The following is a 20,000-nucleotide window of genomic DNA, read 5'->3' as shown; positions in this document are numbered from 1 at the left end:
TCGCGTTTCGCGTTGTATCCGGTGGTGTTCGCTTGCGCTCAAACCACCGGCTATTTTCCAAAACGCCTTCGGCGTGGGCAAACTTATGGGTAACTGACCAACTCGTTGCCTCGTCCAGTACGAAGAATCAGGGACTCGTCGCCTCGTCCACTACGGCGCGGCTACGGTTGCGTTTGCCGCGAGTCTGGTGGGCTCTTCGGCGGCACTAGCGTTGGATGGTGCTCGTGCTCGCGGGCAACGTTTGGTACTCGATGCGGCCATCGTCTGCTTTCACCTGCGGCTCGGTTGGCTTCATCGCGACGTTGCGTGACGTCGACGAGCTGTCGCGAGCGATATTCCACGTCGGTAAGCCCGCTGTCGGTTCGGGAACCTCTGGGGTGGATCGCGCCGCCGGTGCGTTGCGATGGATCGTTGTCGTGGTCAGTCCACTCGTCGGTGGCTTCGACCCCGAGGCTGCGGCCTGCCATTGCCGGTACTCCGGTGCAAAACGTTGGGCTAGAGTCTCAGCGGAGGAGTCCTTCGCACCGGGCAACAAGACCGTCGTCGGTGTACCTTGGACCGTAACGCCTTCCGGGGTGCGGAATGAAGCTACGAGCGAGATCCGTGTTTGCTCGCCACCGACGGCGTCCCAAGGAATCCAGACACTGTAGGATGCTCCCAAGTCCGATTTGCTGAAGTGCTGCGTGAACTGTTCCGGGGTGAACTCATAGCGTTTTACTTCAGGAGCGTTCGCCTCGGGCTTTTTCTTCTCGTCGAAAGCATGCACGGTCAAGGTGCCTTCGACGGGCACCGGCCGAGATTTCTCGTCGTAAAAGAAGACCCGAGCTCCGAAACCACGAGTGGGAATCCGCCCAACCTGAGTCAAGGTATCCGGAGTCCACGTCGCCGCCAGTTTGACTGGATTGGGATACGGTTCAGGCATTCCATCCTTGGACTTCGACCAGGGCATCCGCTCTAAAAACGACTTCGACGGCTTCTCTGCAACCGGGGCACCGTCCTTATCAAAGGTGGTGCATCCCGACAGCGTGGCCAGCAGGACGCCACCCACACAGGTGATGGCGTACTGCGTGCCGAAGACGCGGCGGTATCGAAGGCGAAGAAGTGGCAAGGGGTTGGACTGACGTTTCATGGGATCTCTCGGGTTGCTCGTTGGGTCGGCGGGATCATTAACTACTGGGCACTCGAGCTGGCGGGAGCGATCCACCGGCCCATTTTGCCCTGAAAGGTCGACCAACGGCCAGCGGGTTTGGCAGTGGTCGCGGCGGATTCAGGCAACCGCGTTGGAGCGGTTCTCATCGCGGCCGGCGTTGCGGGGGTTCCCCCCGATTGGCTGGTCGAAGCTCCAGCTCGCGAATCCGAAGGTGACATTATCTGCGACTCCGTCGGCGATACCCCGCCCGCTGGTGCGGAGAAATTCGGTTCCGGATTCGGTTGAATTACCTCGGGTGCACGCGATGGCCGTCGCTGCGAAGGCGATTGCTCGGGTGTCCACTGATGAGTCTGGTTTTCCATCGCCTGGCCGCCGGTGGAATAATTTCCCTCGCGAGGAGCATTCGGATTGATGAACTCGGAACTGTCCACGGGATTGCCGTCGCCGACATAGGGGCTCGATGAGCCTTGGGCTCCGTGGTTTGGCGACGGAGCATTCCCGTAGGGTTCCGATTGGAATAGCTCAGCGGGCGACATAATGGATTCGCCGGGGCCGAGTTCAACACCTGGGGGTAGCCCTGTTGCGGGCATCGTTCCATCGCCGTCGATCATCTCGCCAGTGTATCCCGGGAGCCCTGTCCGCACTGCGGAGTGGGTAGGCATGTCCTGCGGTGGGAACACGTCCACGGTGGGCTGGATGTCCGGGTAGATCGTTGGACCAATGGCAGGCCCCCACAATCCGTATCCTCCGGAGAGTCCATCGTCGCCTTGAGCCTCGACCACGTCGGCCAAGCACCAGCTCATCTTGCTCGATTCGGTCTGCTTGACGTACTCGAGGTCCTCGTCGCCGGTGACCAGCATCGGCGTCATTACGATCAGCAGCTCGCTGCGGATCTCCTCTTCGCGGTCATACTTGAACATGTATCCGAGCAGTGGGATATCAGCGAGATATGGCACGCGGCGAGTAAAATTGGTCCGGCTCTTTTGAATCAGTCCACCAAAGACGACCGTCTGACCGTCGTAGGCGGTGATTACCGATTGAGCGACGGTCTGATCGATTGCTGGTACCGAGATCGGTTGTGGCGCACCATCGCCGTCACCGTCGGGGTCGAAGAAGCCGATCACTTGGCCATCGTTCGGACTGATGGAACTGCGTGACGCGTCAATGTTCATGATGATCAAGCCATCCGCACCCACGCGTGGCGTGACTCGCAGGATAATCCCTACGTCAACGTCTGTGACGCCGATCGTCGTGCTGTTCTGGTTGGTGCTAAGCTCGGTAGGTCGAGGAAACGACTGACCGACGGTCACGAATCCTTCCGTGTTGTCGGTGGTCATCACCTGAGGACGGCTGAGAATTTGCAGGCGGTTGGCGGTTTGCAACGTTCTCAGGAATAGACTGATCGACTCGCTCGCTGCGGAGAATACGAATCCGCCGTTATTGGTTGGATCGAGAGCACTTTGAGCGACACCGAAGGCGGTCACACCCTGCGATGCTAGCGAGTCGCGGCCCACCTGATTGAGGTTGGGCAATCCTGCGTTATTGAAGTTGAAACCAGGTAGAGAAGGCGTCCCGCGGCCGCCTCCGGCAATACCTCGATCAAACAACAGCGAGTCTTGCAGCCCCAGCTCACCGCCGATTTCAAAACCGTCATCAAGCCGAACCTCCGCGATGAGTGTCTTGATCAAGACCATGGGCGGTCGGCGATCGAGACGATCGATCAACCGGCGGACCTCTTCGTAGAGTCGTGGCGACACGCTCAGCAGCAAACTATTGGTCTGGCCTTCGGGAACGACGACCAAGTCGCGGTCCGGCAGGTCGTAAGGACCGAGGCTTTGTTGCAACTGCGGGATCAGGTTCTGAGTCTGCTGGCGAGCGGACACGTAGTTGGTGATCGCCGCAGCGATATTGTCAGCAATCTGGTGCTTCAACCAAATGACTTCCGTGATTCGTTCGGCAAAGCCAGTGCTATCGAGCCGCAACAGGATGCTTTCGACAACCTCGAGATCCTCTGCCGAGCCGCTCGCGATGATGCTGTTGGTGCGAGCATCGGTGGAGAAACGCAGTGGGACCAGGGCGCTTTCGGAGGCCGACAGGGATGCCAATCCGGCCTGGTTGCCAGCTCCGATGCTGGTGCCCGAGCTACCCGCGTCCTCACCAAAGAGGTTTTGCAGAGCAGTGGTCAACTGGGTCGCGTCACCGTTCTCGATGGTGAACACTTTCACGAGAGAATCGATGCCGGCGGGAGTATCGAGCTGGCGGATCAACTCGGCGATCAACGCCATGCCTTCGCTTGGAGCTCGCACCACGATGGCGTTGGCGTTGTTGTCCGCCGTCACAACGGTTCCCGAAAGCACGCCGGAGTCGAGGACGGAGCTTCCATCAGCACCCAGGGAAACGATCGAGAGCGTCGAAGACTTCGGGGTGGTCCCCTCAGGCACGTTCTCTGGTTCGGCCGTGACGGAGTCCTGGAGGACAGGTGCTAGATCCTCCGCCCGTGCGTTGCGCAGTGGGAAGATGCGAATCTGGCTGGTCGCCGCTGTGTTGGCGACATCGAGTTCCTCCACCAACCGCGTTACTTCCGTCAGGTCGCGCGGCGATGCTGAAACGATCAGTGAGTTCGTTCGTTGATCCGCCTTGATCCGGACGCGAATGCCCAAGCCCTCTCGGGGATCGGAATCTTCACCGGGTTGGCTGGTGAAGAACTCGCGGACGTTTTCTTCCACGTCCAATGCCGAGGCATGCTTGAGACGGAACACTCGCAGCTTATCGCTGTCGGGGATCGGTTGGTCGATCTTCTCGACCAGGTCCATGACGGCTTTGATCGCCTCGGCGCGGCCGATCAGCAACAATGCGTTGGGGGCGTCGAGCGAAGTGATGCTGACGTCGCCTTGGCGTGCCGACAGCACGTCTTCGTAGAGTTGCTGCAGCAGTTCAGCCACGGCATTGGAATCGGCGTACTTTAGCTGGCGAACCTCGATTTCCGGTTGCGTGATTTTCGCTTGAGCTTCGATCTCCGCGATGACCTCTTTGATGCGTTGGACGTCGCGTTTGGCACCTTTGATAATGATCAGGCCCGAGTCGGGGACGATTTGAATATCGGTGTCGCCGATCACACCGCCCTCGGTGTCTTCTGCGGCAGCTTCCGCCACGGCGGCGGCAACGTCTCCCGAGGGAGTGGGCAGTTGCTCTTCGATGATCTCTTCATCATCGGCGGTGTTCTGGGCGAAGGCGGCCGTTCGAAACTTAGGTTTGTTCCGCATGACTGCGGGCCGGTTGAGCTGTTGCTCTTCGGCTTGCGGTGCGGTTTTCTCGTCGAGTTCCTCTAACAAGCGGATCATCCGCTGCACGGGCGCGATCTCGGCATGGACGAGCCGGAGCACTTCGGTGCGTTCATCGGCGAAGCGGATCGGTTGATCGACGACTGTGAACAGGCTTTGCCACATCCGCTGCGACGCCTCGAAGGTGGTCAGTGTGATCAAGTCGCGGCGGCGATCGACGTCCACCTGAGTCGGCGACGTCGCGTTGCCGAGGCGAATTTGGAAAGTCGCTCGCTCGCCACTGCGGCTGGTCGTCACAGGGACCTCTTTCCCGGCGATGGCACGCAGCACATCCTCGGCCTCACGCCAGCTGATGTGTTTCAGAGGGAGATTGATCGTGGTGCGTTCGCCAGCATCGTGGGCAACCGAGTCCAGGCTCTTGGTGAGCTGCTGGATCTGATTGGCGATTTTGTCTTGCAGCGATGGCGGGGCCATCACGAGGATCCCCCCTCCATTGCGATCGTCCGCCGTGATACTGACTCCGACCTCGTCGTGGTAGTGCAGGCTCAACTGGGTTGCGATCGCCTCCATCATTCCCATTGGCACTTCGACCTGACGCAGTTCGGGAGCGTCCGGGCGGTCAGCGACTGCATTGGAGAGCCAAGCACCATTGAACGCGATGGCGAACAGCAGTACCGTGACGATCCATTTCTGCGGTCGCTTAGCGACCTTTTTTCTAGTTTGAAGCATGCGGTAGTTCTCAGTGTCGGGTACCTTGCCTTGGAATGGCAGCCGAATGGCGTCAATCGCAGCGCAGTGAGGGTTATTTCCGTACAACTGCTTCCATCGTCACGACCGGCCGTGATTCTTGAGGCGTTGTGTCTGCGATGAGCGTGAATATCGCTACAATCCGATCACTGATTCGCTCGTGGTCTTCCGTATCCATTGATTGACATGTCACCTAGTGAAACCGCCCAGGAATCCCTGTCTCCCCATGCCCAGGACAAGCTTCCGGACTGGGTTTCGGAGGATTCCCCGCCCATCCAACCTGAGCAAGAATGGGCGAACGCATGGACGCACGGGATCGCGGCATTGGTGTGGTTGGCGATCACTGTGTGGCTGGTCACTCGCGCGTCTCAGGTCAACACGGGGTTAGCGATCGCCTGCGCTGCCTACGGCGCCAGTTGCATCGGCACGTTCACCTGCTCAACGCTGTCGCATACGTTTCTAGAGCGGCCGCGACTCGATCGCTTTCGGGCCTGGGACCAGGCGATGATCTATCTGATGATCATCGGTACCTACACGCCGATCACCTACCAGCTGGCCGACCCGAAGTATCGGCTCGTGCTGCTCACCGCGATGTGGGGACTGGCGTTGTGGGGGTTCGTCAACAAAGCGATCTTGAATCATCGAATTCATACGATGAGCACGGCCACCTACCTGATGTTGGGGTGGCTGCCGGCGATCCCGCTGTTCGGCCGTGTTCCCATGGACTTATTTGGTTACATGCTCGCTGGCGGTGTGATCTACAGTGTTGGCGTGCTGTTCTTGATAAACGACAGCCGGGTGAAGTATTTTCACGCCGTGTGGCATTTGTTCGTGATGACCGCCTCAATCGTGCACTTGATCGGGATCGTCAAATACGTCGTCGACGCGCCCAGTTAGCAACGCGTCATCAAGGAGTGGCGAATTTAGCGAAAGCTTTTCCGTGGTGAACGAGGGGACGAACTGTCGAGCCCCGCAAGTTTTCCGACGCCGGAGGCGCTGAAGAGAATAGCCGTAGGTCAGCGCAGCGCCAGCTCATAGGCATCAAGTTAAGGATTGTGCTACAAAAAAAGCGGAAAACCGTTCATAAAGTGACTTGGATTGCAACCTCGTCACCTCGGAGAATGGAGTTTCCGCATGGACAGAGTAACGGCGCTGGCCGATTTACGACAGACCACTTTTTCGACCGTTGCCGTTGAGGCCAATGATGTCGCGAAATGCGTCAAACTCGTTAGAAAGTTTTCAGGCTCATCCGACGGAAGCGTGCGCGGAGCACAGGGGGAAGGTTTTTCTAGGCATGGCTCTCGTATCCAATAATCTTACAAAAATGCGTCCCTGACGAACGAATGGCCGCCAGGGACCGACAACACCATTGGCGTACCGCTTTTGCAGGGAAGCGCTGGCGACCGAGATATCCCTTGCCAGGCCAGCACCTCTGCAGAGCTCGGCTCCGTTTCTCCCGCCAGTGCCAGTCTAACATTGATAATCACATCCCACAAATAAATCCTTCGATACTGGAGCCATGCCTTGAAAACCTCGGGCGCACGCTTGCGTCGGATGAGCCATTAGTTTCGCCAAGCTGGCATCACCGATTGCGAAGATGGCGGCGGAAATCGCCAGTCACCTCAACACATCGAGTGCTCAACTGGTGGATTTTTTCAATCGGCTCATCTCCCGCGTCCGACGTCGTTGCCAAAGAACCAAACGCAAGGCAAACCCAGGAACAATTGAGTTGCTCGCCAACCCAAACCTCCTCGAGTATCGCTTAACTTGATGCCTATGAGGTCAGCGCAGCGCCAACTACGGTGTCTCATTGTCCGGACGTGTCCCCCCCCATCATACACGCCATCATAGTCGTGCTCGTGCTCGTGCTCAGCGAAGCGGTACTCGTACTCACCTCCCCCGGCGACTCATGCGAACGCAGTCTGAGTCGCGACGGGACTGCCAGTGAACAATCGACTCGGCATGCGACCCATTGATTGCCATCGAACGCTCGCTCGGAAATGACGCGCGGCCACGAGCACGAGCACGAGCACGAGCACGAGCACGAGTACGAGTACCGGATCTGACCTGAATACGATTCGCCGTCAGAATACGCTGGATTGGTCGGCCCGAATCGACTGCGTTGGTCTGCAAAGTTGATCGATCTCTGCCGAATCTGTTTAGCGACCTTGTGACGCCGCCATCTGGTTGCGTATGTAGACTTTCAATGAATAGGTCCAGCCCCCCTAGACGATTGATTTGGCTTTCTTTGCTGGCAGTGCTGCTGCCGGTGCTGGTCGGCTGCGCCGGTGCGGACCTGCGTCAGAGCATGCCGTCTCGAAACCCGCCGCCGTTCTCGGATTCGGGGCAAGATCTCGTGGCCGAACGCTGGTGGATTGCGTTTCGCGACCCGCTGCTCGATCAACAGATCAACATGGCATTGGGCAGCAACTTCTCGCTGTCGGCAGCCCGCCAGCGGGTTCGCGCCGCCCGGGCCATCGCCCGCCGGGAAGCGTCGGATTTCTACCCGGACGTCAATGGCGTCATCGATGTGGACAAGACATTCGGCCCCGGCCGCGATATCGAGGGTTACGTACTTGGCTTTGAGGCGGCCTATCCGGTCGACTTGTGGGGGGAGATCGAATCACGGGTCGATGCGCAGCGTTTGCGGGCTGCTGCGACCCAGGAAGACTACCGTGCGATTGCGTTGATGCTGGCGGCAGAGATCTCCAATACATGGTTCTCGATAATCGAGGCCAAAGCCCAGATTCGATTGCTCGATGAACAGATCGATACCAACGAGACCGGCCTGGCGCTGCAAGAATCCCGCTTCGGTCTGGGGCTGATCCGCAGTGCTGACGTGCTCCGGCAACGCCAGCTCGTAGAGTCGACGCTCGAACAGAAAGCGGTGGCGAAGTCGCGTGTCGAGGTGCTCGAGCATCAGATGGCGGTGCTCCTCGGAGCGATGCCGCAAACGGCGAGCTACGAACCGGGACGCTACCTGCCCGATGTGCCGCCGCTGCCCGAAACGGGCCTGTCGTCGCTACTACTGCAGCGACGGCCGGATGTGCGGCGTGAATATCTCGCCTTCCAGGCCGCCGATCGAGACCTGGCATCCGCGATTGCGGACCAGTACCCGCGGGTGAACCTGTTCGGGTCGCTGCTGAATGTCGCCAGCCGCCCGGAGACTATTTTCCAGGATTGGTTCCTGTCACTCGGTGGATCCTTGGTCGCACCTTTGATTGACGGTGGTCAGCGGCGGGCCGAAGTGGCTCGGACATCGGCGGTCGTCGACGAGCTGCTCAGCCGATATGGACAAGCCACCCTCGTTGCTTTCCAGGAGGTCGAGGACGCCTTGACCCGGGAGCGATATCAACGCGAGCGGTTGGAACACCTGCAAGCTCAGCTCAAATTGGCGGGCGAATCGGCCGAGCGGTTGAAGGAGCAGTATCTGCTCGAACCGGACACGGACTACCTCAATGTGCTGACCGCCATCACCGGAAAACAGCGTTTGCAGCGTGAAGTGCTGGCCGCCCAGCTCGAATTGCGGGTCATTCGGGTATCACTCTACTTGGCGCTAGCCGGTGGATTCGATCCTCAGCCACAGATGGTGACGGAGTTCGTCGTCTCCGATGAGATCGCAACATCGAGTGATTCCGCGGACGCCGCCAACGATGCGACTGACGAGGAGGTTGCCGATGATCTCGAAGATCAACTCGACGCTGATGAGGTTGTCGGTGCCGTTTCGGAGGATGAAGTACTCGAGACCACCGGCGACGACGCAGCCAGCGAGCTCGAGGGTGCGATGGAGGATGGTGGCTTGGATTTGCCATCAGACGAATATCCGCAGCCGCTCGATACCAGTGAAGAGGCGAGTGCGAAGCGTTTTGGCGAATTGCTGCGTTCGATGGAAAGTAATTGATCAGTTTCTGCTGTCGAGAGGCCCAGGTTGAGTTCACGGCCGGGTCTGAGCAATTATGATGAGGGCCCGCCCACAGAGGTTCTCCCGCTGGAGCGTCCTCGCTGAGGCCGCACGCTGAGGTTCGCCCCGAGAGGCCCTCCCCGCTAAGACCCACCCCATTTTGCCATGAACACTCCGATGACGAATCATGACTGATTTGCCGCCCCCCAAACGATGGCGATGGCTCGGCGTGCTGGCGACGATTGTCGTATGTGTTTGCATTTTCTCCGCTGCTGCCGCTGCGATCGTCGTTATCAATCGCACTCAGCCAACAGCGAAACAGGTCAAAGCCACTCGCAAGTCGTCGGCCTTGGTCGATACGGTGATCGTTCGGCGTGACAGCTATGCGCCGCGGCTGAGCGTTCTCGGAACGGTTCTGCCCGCCCGCGACATCACACTCAGCCCGCGGGTTGATGGGCAAGTTCTGGAGGTATCCGATTCGTTTTTGCCGGGCGGCATGGTGCGTCAAGGCGATTTGTTGATGCGGATTGATCCCGCAGACTTTGAAAATCAGCTCTCGATCCGGGTGAGCGAATTGGAACAGGCTGTCGCTTCGCTGCAAATTGAGCAGGGGCGTCAAAGCCTCGCCGAGAAAGAGCTCGAGCTACTCGAGAGCACGATCGATGAAACCAATCGGGAACTCGTGTTGCGGGGGCCTCAGATCGCATCGATTCGCGCGGAGGTCAACGCGGCCAAAGCGGCTGTCGAGCGGGCGCAACTCGAGCTCGACCGGGCCACCATTGTCGCGCCTTTTGATGCCCAAATCATTTCTCAGTCAGTCAATGTGGGGTCGCAAGTGTCCCCCGGCGACGAGCTGGCGCGGATGGTCGGAACGAAGCAATATTGGGTTTCCGCTGCCTTGCCGGTGCGCAGTTTGCGCTGGGTCCGCTTCCCCTCGGACGGACCATCGGGTGAGAACACGCCGGGTTCGGATGTGACGTTGCGGAATACAGACGGCTGGCCAGCCGGTGTGGAGCGTGCGGGCAAAGTCGCCAGGATGATCGGGAGCGTTGACCAGCAGACACGGCTTGCTCGCGTTTTGATCACCGTTGACGACCCACTCGGCGAGCAATCTGACGCTCCACCTTTGATTCTGCAGTCGCTTTTGCAGGTGGAGATCGAGGGTCAATCGATCGAGGACGTGGTGCGGTTGGAGCGAGAGTATGTTCGTGACGGGGACACCGTGTGGGTGATGAAGGATGACAAACTCGAGATTCGCCCGTGCCAAATCGTCTTTCGCGACGGGGCACATGCTTACATCGGCGAGGGGTTGGAAAATGGCGACGAGGTCGTGTTGACGACGCTGGCGACCGTAGCCGATGGTGTGGGGCTGAAACGGATCAGCGACCAACCCGGCGCGAGCGACGAAGTGGGGCCAGAGCCGAGCGGTGCAGCGATATGAAACCAAACGCTGAGCCGGAAGCCACTACCGCTGCCGATAGCGTTCAGCCGCAGTCGGGGCCGATCGCATGGATGGCCCACAATTCCATCGCAGCGAACCTGTTGATGGTGATCCTGCTTGGCGGCGGTATCTGGGCGGCAGCCTACATGCAGAAAGAGGTCTTTCCGCAGTTCCAGCTCGATATTGTTGAAGTCAATGTGGGCTACCCCGGCGCCGCTCCTGAGGAGGTGGAACAAGGGATTCTGCAGCCGATCGAGGGTGCTGTTCGTAGCGTCGAGGGGATCCGCTCGGTAATCAGCGAAGCACGCGAGGGGCGAGGAACAGTCACGATCGAGATCGTTGCCGGTCAACAACGCATGAAGGCGTTCCAAGACATCGACCAAGCGATCAGTCGCATTCGGACGTTCCCCGAAAACATTGAGCAGCCCGAAGTCCGCTTGCAATCACAGCAGCAGGAGGCCCTGCAGGTCGCATTGTACGGTCCGATCGATATCTGGTCGTTGCGCAAGCTTTCCGAACAGCTGCGTGATACCTTGCAGGCGCACCCCGATATCACCCAGGTCGAGCTGCGCCGGGTGCCGCCCTACGTCACGCACATTGAGATTCCGCGGCAAACGCTACGTCAGTATGGGCTAACCTTGCCGGGCATCGCCGATATCATCCGCAACGCCAGTCGCGATGTTGCCGCCGGCAGTGTGCAGACGACTGCCGGTGAGATCTTGTTGCGTGTGAAAGCCCGCAAGCAATGGGCGGATGAATTCGCCAAGATAGAAATCGTGTCAGCTGACTCCGGCCCCTCGGTCACCCTCGGCGATATCGCGACGCTCCGCGATGGTTTCGACGAAGTTGGTTTCCATTCGCAGTTCAGCGGAACACCCTCGGTGGAGCTGGATGTGTTTCGTGTCGGCTCACAATCACCGATCGAAGTGGCCGCTGCGACTGAACAAACAATGAAGGAGTTCGAGTCTCTGCTGCCTCCAGACGTGAAGTGGCGGGTCGATAGCAATAATGCAGAGGAGTTCCGGCGGCGGCTCTACTTGGTGCTTGAAAATGCCATGCTCGCTGTCGTGATCGTGCTCTTGATCCTCGCTGTGTTTTTGGAATTTCGACTGGCGTTTTGGGTGATGATGGGCATGGCGGTGTCTTTTGTCGGCGGAGTGCTGTTCCTACCGATCGTGGGCGTCAGCATCAATATGATTTCGCTGTTCGGCTTCCTCGTCGTGTTGGGGATCGTGGTCGATGACGCTGTGGTCGTCGGCGAGAACGTTTACGAAAAACGCCAAGAGGGAAGTGATAATGAAACCGCGGCCATCGTCGGAACACGAGAGGTTGCAGGTCCGGTCACGTTTAGCATCCTGACCAACATCGTCGCGTTCATCCCACTGCTGTTTATTCCGGGCGAAACCGGGAAATTCTGGGCGCCGCTGCCGATCGTGGTCATTATCGTGTTGATTCTGTCACTGGTGGAATCGCTGTTTATCTTGCCCGCTCACCTCGGCCACGTGCGCAAATGGGGACGTCGCTCGGGCCGTAGCCGAGGCGGTTTGCGGGTCAGGCTACATGGTCTTCAACAAGCGTTCAGCCGCGGATTCAATCGATTTGTCGAAGCCACCTTCGGTCCACTCCTAGCGGTATGTCTGCGTTTTCGGTACATCACCACGGCGCTGGCGCTCGGCCTCTTCGCCATCATCGTCGGCTATGCCAACAGCTCGCATATGGGGTTGATCCTCATGCCCGAGGTCTCCGCAGACGAAATCGAAGCGGGGGTGCGAATGCCGGTCGGAACGACACAGGACCAGGCTGCTGAGATTGCCGAAGCGGTGACGCGGGCGAGTATGCAGATGTTCGATGAGCACAATCTGTATGAGGTTGCCGAGGGGATCAAAACGAATGTTCGCGGCCAAAGCTTTATCGATGTTGAGATTGTGCTCCGGCCGCCTGACGAGCGGGACATGACGGCAAACGAAGTGATCGAATTGTGGCGAGAATCGATCGGCGACCTACCGGGCGTCAATCAGGTAACGTTCGAGGCCGAGAGTGGGCCAGGCGGCCACCGCCGCGCCATCAGTATCGACTTGAGCCACAGCGATACGAGTGTTCTCGAGCGGGCCGCGACGGCATTCGTTGAGCGTGTCGAGACCTACGCCAATGCCGTCGATGTCAGCGACAATTACGACAAAGGGAAGTCGCAGTACGACGTCAGTTTGCGTCCAGAAGGTCGTGCTCTAGGATTGACCGACCAGGAGCTCGGCAATCAGTTGAGAGGTGCGTTCTTCGGTTCGCTGGCTTTACGCTTGCTGCGGGGGACCAACGAGATCGAAGTCCGCGTGAAGCTGCCGGAGGATCAACGCGAGGACATTTTCAATCTCGAAGATCTCATCATCCGCACCCCATCGGGAGGTGAAGTCCCGCTGTTGGACGTGGCCACTGTCACACAGACCGATGCGTTCTCGCGGATCAACCGTCGCGAAGGCCGACGGGTAATCAACGTCTCGATGGACGTCGAGCCCAAACGGGCCGTGACCCAATTGATTTCGGTGCTCAAAAGCAAAGAGCTGCCGAGCCTGCGGGACGATTACCCCGGCATCACCTGGACCTTTGAGGGCAGTGATGCTGAACTCCGCCGAGCGACCTCCTCACTGGTGGGAACATTCGGCCTCGCCCTGGCAATCATCTACTCGCTTCTGGCAGTTGCTTTTCGCGGTTACATCCAACCGCTGATCGTATTGGTGGCCATCCCGTTTGGCATCGTCGGCGCGGTGCTGGGGCACATCCTCCTTGGCTATGATCTGTCGCTGGTCTCATTCATGGGGGTGATCGCACTATCGGGAGTGGTGATCAACGATTCACTGATCATGATCGACTACGCCAACCGACGTCGGAAAACGTGCTCTGCCTACGAAGCGATCTCGCAAGCGGGCATCCGGCGTTTTCGGCCGATTCTATTGACAACATTGACCACGTTTGGTGGATTGATGCCATTGATCTTTGAAAAATCCCTGCAGGCTCAGTACATCATCCCAATGGCCATTTCCCTCGGCTTTGGGATCCTATTCGCTACCGGAATTATTCTCGTGCTGGTGCCTTGCTTGTATCTCATCCTCGAGGACATTCGCGGTCTTTTCAGCAAGGGCGATGTATTGGCTGGTGAAGCCTAAACTCAGCAGTTCCCGGCGGCACCCCGCTATTGGGTGGATAGGCGGCATGTGAACTGCGATGGTTGGTTTTTAGAGGGCGTGATCGGTGCCGCTGCTGCGATTGTCGGCATCGAGCGTGTCAATTTCACTAAATTGGAACCAGCGGAAAGGAAAAACACTGACTTTCGCGACTCTCGAAGCGCACCGGTAGCGTCGCATTCCCCCGGGATTGCTTTTCCGACGCCCCAACGTTCGACTCGCTGAGCGGGTGACTCTATGGCGGTAAGAATTGATTCCGACACCGGTCACTCAAGATGGCATCGAGTATCTCGCAGTAGCTGCGAAAGATGAACGAATCAACGGCACTGCGAAGGCGAGACCAAAGACTGCGGCGCGAACCAAGTTTCGCAAGTACGGCTTGAAATAACGGACAGCACGCTTGCTGAACTCAGCGATTCTCGAAAACTGCTCGACAATCGTTTTAACGCGTTTTTCTCGTCTCAGGTCGCCTAATTCAAGCCAAGCGAACTCCGATTCAATCCATTCCATCGCCGCAGCCCTCCCTGAGCACACTGAGATCCTTTATGTGCCTGTGTATCTACCCGAAAAGATGTGTAGGATAAAGAGGGCATCGCCCTGGGTTTGGATAGCGAAATCGTTCGGTAGCCCCAACGGGGCGGCCCTCATGTTCGCCCCAACCCTGCCGTTCGGATGGCGTGTGCAAATAGAGCCACCCCGTTGGGGCTAACGCGAGGCGGTGGTGCCTGGAACCCCAGGCGTTGCCTGGGGCTGTCATAGGACTGCCCCGTTGGGGCGGTGTCGTGAGCAATCTCCAGCACTCAATAAAATGATCGACGTCGCAAGGGATGATAGAGAAGAGCCGTAGATGATCTTCAACCCCATTCGGGGTTTGCAGGCGTGTTCTCCGCGTATCCGGTGGTGTTCGCCCACGCTCAAACCACCGGCTATTCTCTTCCACGCCTTCGGCGTATGAAAACGAGTGGAGAATCATGGGCTCGTCGCCTGCTGGTCATCGGCCGCAGGTTTCCCGAGGGACGTCGATTTACTAATTGCAGCTGTTCGTCGGGCGTTCTTCAGCCCCAATGGGGCGGCTGTATGAAAGCCCAGGGCATCGCCCTGGGGCCGGATTTATTGATTCCCTAATGCTGATGCTAAGAAATCGCTGAGGCCGGCGAGGTCGTCGGTGTTGATTAGGTCGACTCCTGCATCGCGGAGTGCTGCCCACATTGCCGGATTGTCGGGTGTGCCCCAGAAGCGGACTCGTCGATTTTGTGTGTGTGCTTGGTCAACGATTCGCTCGAGAGCGATTCGTTCGGTCGCTGGGAACTCTCCCTTGCCGCGCCACTCGAAGTGATTTTTCCAGTTGTCACTGATCAGTGGCATCACCTCCGGCGGGAGATCGCTGTTGAGGTCTCCTAAGCGGCCGTCGATACCGGCGAAGCGAGGCGAGGCCGCCTTCATCGTTGCGATCGGTCGATTACCGCTGACGATCGCCACGACGGCGCCGGGATGCTCGGTGCCGTCCTCCGTCCAAGAGAACACGTCACGGTATTCGCTCAGAAGCTGGTTCAAGGCTGCAAAAGTGGCTTCACCATCTGATTTGAAGTCGATGAGGAGAGTGATGGGGGTTTGGTCGGAATAAACGAACCCGCCATGGTCCTGGATACGGGCACGCAGCGGGTCAAGATATAGAGCCCGCAGCGTGCGGTTCGGCTTGAGTTCGAGGAAGGTGTGTGCGACCAACAACTCGCCATCGACCAAAAAAACGTCGGCTTCCACGCTCGTGAACCCCTGGTCGAGTGCGTCCAGGAGCGGGCGATGGTGCAGGTAGTCGTTGTGAGCATGAGCCTGGCGATGCGGTTTGATCTCATCGGCGATCGGATTCGCGACTGGCAGGTTCACCGCGACGACCGCAGCAAGAAATAGAAATGGAACGTACATGGTGATTGGGGTGCTTTACGTTGCTAGAGTGTTTCGCTGCATTCTAACAGCTGTTTCGCAGCACGTGCTCGGTGGCCCGCGCTGTGGGGTGAGGGAAAATGCTCGGCGGGTAATTGAGGGTTGCCGGCGGCGTCGTTTCGGGGATATTAGGAACACGGGAACAATAGATGCCGAGAACTCGCCCCTCCCAGAGCGAGGGTGAATCGAAATGCATCATTCATTGTTCTCTCGTTCTTTGGTGGGGTCATTCGATTGTGGGTTAGACGGTCTCGAAATTTGAAAACGCAAGAAAAAACACTCCACTTGAACGCGTCGGGCAGCCCATCGCTGAGAATCGCCGAGACCTTTACCAGCCTTCAGGGCGAGGGTTTGCTGACGGGCGTCCCTAGCTTTTTCATTCGCACGAGCGGCTGTAATTTGCGTTGTTGGTTCTGCGACACTCCTTATGCGTCATGGAACCCGGAAGGAAACCGCTGGCCCCTCGTTGACCTGATCGAAGCCGCTGCCGGGTCGCGATGGACTGACTCCGACGAGCACTCACAATCCGCTGCGGCGGTCGAGCACGTCGTGTTGACGGGCGGCGAGCCGCTGATCATGTCCGGGGTCGCGGATCTAGCCATTGCGCTGCGGGCGGCCGGAATGCATGTAACGATCGAAACGGCGGGTACCGTCGATATCGATATCTCTTGTGATTTGCTATCGCTCAGTCCCAAGCTCCGTGGGAGCACCCCTGGGCGAGGCGCAGGGCCAGCACTCAGTGAGAATTCTCGTTGGGGCGAACTGCACGAGCAACGGCGGCTGCCCATCGCCACGATGCGGGGGCTGATCGAACGCGCACCTGCCGTCCAAGTCAAATTTGTTGTCGACTCACCCGCTGAATACGATGAGATCCTCGAGGTCGTCGCCGATTTGGACGTCGCGGCCTCGGACGTTTGGATCATGCCCCAGGGCGTCACCGTGGAACAGCTCGATGCGGCCGCGGTCTGGCTGCGGCCTTGGGCCGAGGCGGCTGGGTTTGCATATTGTGACCGCATGCAAATCCGGTGGTACGGTAACCGGCGAGGCACATGAATCCGCCCGAGCCTGATCTCAGCCCCAGCCTCATCGCAGGCTCGCAGCGTGATACCTCCGGCAAGGCGTCCCAGCCGAAAGAATGCGGCGTCGGGGGGCTGCCGGCGAAACCACTTCGCTGGGCCGCCGCGATACTGGCCCTGGTCTTGTTCACGTTGTTAGCCATGGCGCGGTCGCTCTCGCCGGCTGCCGCAGGTTTAGGCACCCATCAACAACTCGGGCTGCCCCCTTGTTCCATGCGCGTGCTTTTCGGCCTGCGTTGTCCCGCCTGCGGGATGACAACATCCTGGAGCCACTGGACGCGAGGTCAGTGGTGGCCGGCGGCCCAAGCCAATGTTGGCGGGGTGTGCTTGGCCTTCGTTGCCCTGGCCGTCGCACTGGTCGCCTGCCGAGTCGTTTGGACGGGGCGGCTGCCCAGCTCACGCATACTCACTGGGCTGGGCTGGTCCATCGTCGCCACGGGAGCGGTGACCCTCGTGGACTGGGGCACACGACTCGCCTGGTGAGCTGCCGTTTCGTGGTCGAGCAGGAATCGCTTGCGCGCCAACCCGCCTGCAAATCCCGCCAGACCACCGTCGCTGGCGACAACACGGTGGCAGGGGATCAGCACGGACAGCGGATTGCGGGCCACTGCTGAGCCCACTGCCCGGACGGCAGCGGGTCGCCCGATCGAATCGGCGACCTCCCGATAGCTCTGTGTCGTTCCAGCTGGGATCTCGCAGAGTTGCCGCCAAACCTGTTCTTGAAACTCAGTTCCGCTGAACCGGTAGGGCAGATCGAAGCGGAATCGACCGTCGGCAAAGTAAGCCGTGAGCTGCTCGACGATCCATCGGGTCAGCTCATCGTCCTGCCAACTCTGCTCCGCAATCTCCTCGGACCAAAATTTTGGTTCGGGCCGATGGTCGGCGAAATATAGACCCACGCAGTCGGCGGCACCGCTGGAGTCCTCATTGAGGACGATTCGCAGCCGGCCGACGGGACTTTCCCAGCTCGATTGTAAAAAACGCGGCATCGTCAAATCTCCAGGTAAGTTGCGTGCTGCGGTGGCGGTCGCTGCCGCGGCTGGACAATCGGCCCCCTTCAACCGCTTCCGCTTCACTCACTAGAATGGGCGGCGGTCAGTGGCCGGGTGCTTTCGCTGTTGGAATGCAAGACTGCCGAAAACCTCCCGTTCGCCGATTCCGCTACCATTGTAGAGCGATGTTGCGATGGCTCCCAGACACCAATTTGTTTTGGGCGCCGAACGCTCTCTCCTTCCTCCGACACCATGATCTTGAGGTCTTCCGTGCCAGTATCAACTCGATTCACGCGTGTATTTTGTCGTCGCTTGGCGGCGGCGTGCCTTGTCGTCTCCACCACCTCGGCATTGACGACCGCAACCGCGATTGCGGAAAGTCCCGGGTCGCCGACGATCAATCTCGCCAATCCGCCAGCCGATCTCAACACGGACCCCTTGGACATTCAGGTTGTCGAGGCCTACCCGAACCTGCGGATCAGCCGCCCGATCGTGATGACGGGCGCGGGAGACGGCAGCGGGCGCCTGTTTGTCGCCAGCCAGACAGGTGAGATCTACTATTTCGATCAGGACGACGAAGAGGTTGAAGAACCCGAGTTGTTCATGGATCTGAGCGATCGAGTGGGTTACAAAGATCGTGAAAACGAAGAGGGGTTCCTGGGCATGGCCTTCCATCCCGAGTTCGCCGAAAACGGGAAACTCTACATCTACTACACCACTTCGCAGCGTCCTCATGTTTCGATCCTGAGCGAGTTCCAGACTAAGAAAGACTCCGACGGAAAGCTTGGCGATCCGGACAGCGAACGTGAATTGATGCGAATCGACCAACCGTTCTGGAACCACAACGGCGGCACCGTTGCGTTTGGCCCCGATGGCTATCTTTACGTTGGGTTGGGTGACGGCGGCAAAGCGAACGACCCGCTCAAATCGGCCCAAGATTTCAGCAAACTGCTCGGTTCGATTTTGCGAATCGATATCGACACGCAAGACGGCGAGTTGCCCTATGGGATCCCCAAGGACAACCCGTTGGTAGGCCGCTCGCACGTTTGGCCTGAAATCTACGCCTGGGGAATTCGCAACATCTGGCGAATGTCCTTCGACCCGGCCACTGACAAGTTGTGGGCTGCCGACGTTGGCCAGAACGATTGGGAAGAAGTGAATCTGATCCGCAAGGGCGGTAACTATGGCTGGAGTCTTCGGGAAGGAGCCAACCGCTTCACACTCGGCGGCGAGAAAGGATCCGACGTCAGCGACAAATACATCGAGCCGTTGATCGAGTACCCCCATACCGACGATTGGGGGAAATCGGTCACAGGCGGATTGGTTTACCGTGGCAAAGAGACACCATCGCTCGACGGATACTATCTCTACGGCGACTATGTCAGTGGCCGCTTGTGGGCGATGAAGATCGATCCCGAAAGCGAAGAGGTGCTCGAGAACCGCACCATCGCGTGGCAGCAACTCCCGATCTTCACCTTCGGTGAAACCGAATCCGGTGAAGCTCTGATGAGCACGATGATGGGCGGCGGACGCATCTACAAGTTCGTTACTGGCACGGCGGAAACCGCGCAGCAATAGTGACTTGGATAGCGCGTCTCCGCCGCGCCCTGTTAGGCGCCCCGATTCGCATCGCCCCCGATGAGGGGCGATTGCTGGGGCTGCAGGTCGGTCAACGCGTCCTCCTCGATGACGCGTTGCTGGTGGTCATCGAGCGAGATCAGACACCGCGGGAGGACAAGCCGGGTATTCGGTACCGCCTCGCCACCTACGACGAGACCAGCAATCGGCTTTGCCTGCCAGACCCGCCTTATCTGATCGAGCCGGGATCGTTCGAATCCGACCACGGTGGAATCCGCATGCGACGGGTGCCGTCGCCTACTGCGCCTGATCCGGCACAACCATCCCGCGATGAGCCTGTTCAGCCGGGCTCAGATGATGTCTGGATTGACTGCCGGCTTCTTTCTGAGGCGAGCGGCAAATGAAACCTTAGCTGCCCCACCGTGGGCGAGGCAACGGGCTGGTCATTAGCCGCAGGCATCCCGAGGGACGTCGATGTACTGATTGCAGCTTTTCGTTCGGCGTTCTTGAGCCCCAAACGGGGCGGCTGTATGAAAGCCCAGGGCATCGCCCCTCTTTATCCTACACATCTTTTTTTAGCCCGTTCCGAATGCAATATAGGCTTCGCGGTACGCCTGCAGTCGCCGCAGTCCACGCCAGATTACGGTGGAACCGGGCGGTCCTTGCCCTGTTTTGTTCAAGTAGCCGCCCAACTGCGCCAACACCAGCATGAACTCG

General features: G+C 58.9%; 12 protein-coding genes and 1 pseudogene. 8 read left to right on the top strand and 5 right to left on the bottom strand.

The window, feature by feature from the left end:
* Positions 1 to 205: 205 nt before the first annotated feature.
* Together CA85_RS21115 and CA85_RS21110 are read right to left on the bottom strand one after the other, a co-directional pair.
* Positions 206 to 1,129, bottom strand: coding sequence for a hypothetical protein (locus tag CA85_RS21115; RefSeq protein WP_146393348.1), 924 nt, complete (start codon positions 1,127 to 1,129; stop codon positions 206 to 208).
* Positions 1,130 to 1,170: 41 nt separating this feature from the next.
* Positions 1,171 to 5,160, bottom strand: a complete 3,990-nt coding sequence (locus CA85_RS21110; protein ID WP_146393347.1) for a secretin N-terminal domain-containing protein — start codon at positions 5,158 to 5,160, stop codon at positions 1,171 to 1,173.
* 204 nt (positions 5,161 to 5,364) lie between these two features.
* Here CA85_RS21110 and trhA point away from each other — a divergent pair, with 204 nt between their 5' ends.
* The 4 genes from trhA to CA85_RS21090 all read left to right on the top strand — a co-directional run bounded on the left by trhA (position 5,365) and on the right by CA85_RS21090 (position 13,678).
* Positions 5,365 to 6,075, top strand: coding sequence for a PAQR family membrane homeostasis protein TrhA (gene trhA / locus CA85_RS21105; RefSeq protein WP_146393346.1), 711 nt, complete (start codon positions 5,365 to 5,367; stop codon positions 6,073 to 6,075).
* Positions 6,076 to 7,411: 1,336 nt separating this feature from the next.
* On the top strand, positions 7,412 to 9,079 hold the full coding sequence (locus CA85_RS21100; RefSeq protein WP_246113040.1) for a TolC family protein: 1,668 nt from the start codon (positions 7,412 to 7,414) through the stop codon (positions 9,077 to 9,079).
* A 187-nt stretch (positions 9,080 to 9,266) separates the two neighbouring features.
* Positions 9,267 to 10,520, top strand: coding sequence for an efflux RND transporter periplasmic adaptor subunit (locus tag CA85_RS21095; protein ID WP_146393344.1), 1,254 nt, complete (start codon positions 9,267 to 9,269; stop codon positions 10,518 to 10,520).
* Positions 10,517 to 13,678: an efflux RND transporter permease subunit gene (locus CA85_RS21090; protein WP_146393343.1), complete on the top strand. Its 3,162-nt coding sequence runs from the start codon at positions 10,517 to 10,519 to the stop codon at positions 13,676 to 13,678. The genes CA85_RS21095 and CA85_RS21090 overlap by 4 nt, the downstream gene beginning before the upstream one ends.
* Positions 13,679 to 13,966: 288 nt before the next feature.
* On the opposite strand, the gene CA85_RS26200 is transcribed toward CA85_RS21090, so the two are convergent.
* Entirely contained in the window at positions 13,967 to 14,206 is a 240-nt protein-coding gene (locus CA85_RS26200; RefSeq protein ID WP_146393342.1) for an IS4/Tn5 family transposase DNA-binding protein, read from the bottom strand.
* A gap of 600 nt (positions 14,207 to 14,806) precedes the next feature.
* Complete coding sequence (locus CA85_RS21080) at positions 14,807 to 15,619, bottom strand: phosphatidylinositol-specific phospholipase C/glycerophosphodiester phosphodiesterase family protein (RefSeq protein WP_146393341.1); 813 nt, start codon at positions 15,617 to 15,619, stop codon at positions 14,807 to 14,809.
* A gap of 276 nt (positions 15,620 to 15,895) precedes the next feature.
* Here CA85_RS21080 and CA85_RS21075 point away from each other — a divergent pair, with 276 nt between their 5' ends.
* Positions 15,896 to 16,690 carry a 7-carboxy-7-deazaguanine synthase QueE gene (locus tag CA85_RS21075; RefSeq protein WP_246113039.1) on the top strand — a complete coding sequence of 265 codons (795 nt, stop codon included), beginning with the start codon at positions 15,896 to 15,898 and terminating at the stop codon, positions 16,688 to 16,690.
* Positions 16,687 to 17,001: pseudogene (locus CA85_RS26195) on the top strand (DUF2752 domain-containing protein); the annotation flags it as partial. The gene CA85_RS21075 and the pseudogene CA85_RS26195, both read left to right, overlap by 4 nt.
* On the opposite strand, the gene CA85_RS21065 reads toward CA85_RS26195, so the two are convergent.
* Positions 16,998 to 17,702, bottom strand: a complete 705-nt coding sequence (locus CA85_RS21065) for a methylated-DNA--[protein]-cysteine S-methyltransferase (protein ID WP_146393339.1) — start codon at positions 17,700 to 17,702, stop codon at positions 16,998 to 17,000. The pseudogene CA85_RS26195 and the gene CA85_RS21065 sit on opposite strands and share 4 nt — an antisense overlap.
* Positions 17,703 to 17,975: 273 nt before the next feature.
* Here CA85_RS21065 and CA85_RS21060 point away from each other — a divergent pair, with 273 nt between their 5' ends.
* Together CA85_RS21060 and CA85_RS21055 are read left to right on the top strand one after the other, a co-directional pair.
* On the top strand, positions 17,976 to 19,283 hold the full coding sequence (locus CA85_RS21060; RefSeq protein WP_246113038.1) for a PQQ-dependent sugar dehydrogenase: 1,308 nt from the start codon (positions 17,976 to 17,978) through the stop codon (positions 19,281 to 19,283).
* The gene (locus tag CA85_RS21055) at positions 19,283 to 19,687 is read left to right on the top strand and encodes a hypothetical protein (protein ID WP_146393337.1); all 405 of its coding nucleotides are present in this window, start codon (positions 19,283 to 19,285) and stop codon (positions 19,685 to 19,687) included. Before CA85_RS21060 ends, CA85_RS21055 begins: the two co-directional genes overlap by 1 nt.
* The last annotated feature ends 313 nt before the right edge of the window (positions 19,688 to 20,000 follow it).

It is taken from the genome of Allorhodopirellula solitaria, from assembly GCF_007859855.1.
GTDB lineage: Bacteria > Planctomycetota > Planctomycetia > Pirellulales > Pirellulaceae > Rhodopirellula > Rhodopirellula solitaria.
Note: the sequence above shows the minus strand (reverse complement) of the source record. Positions and strands in the feature narration are given on the sequence as shown.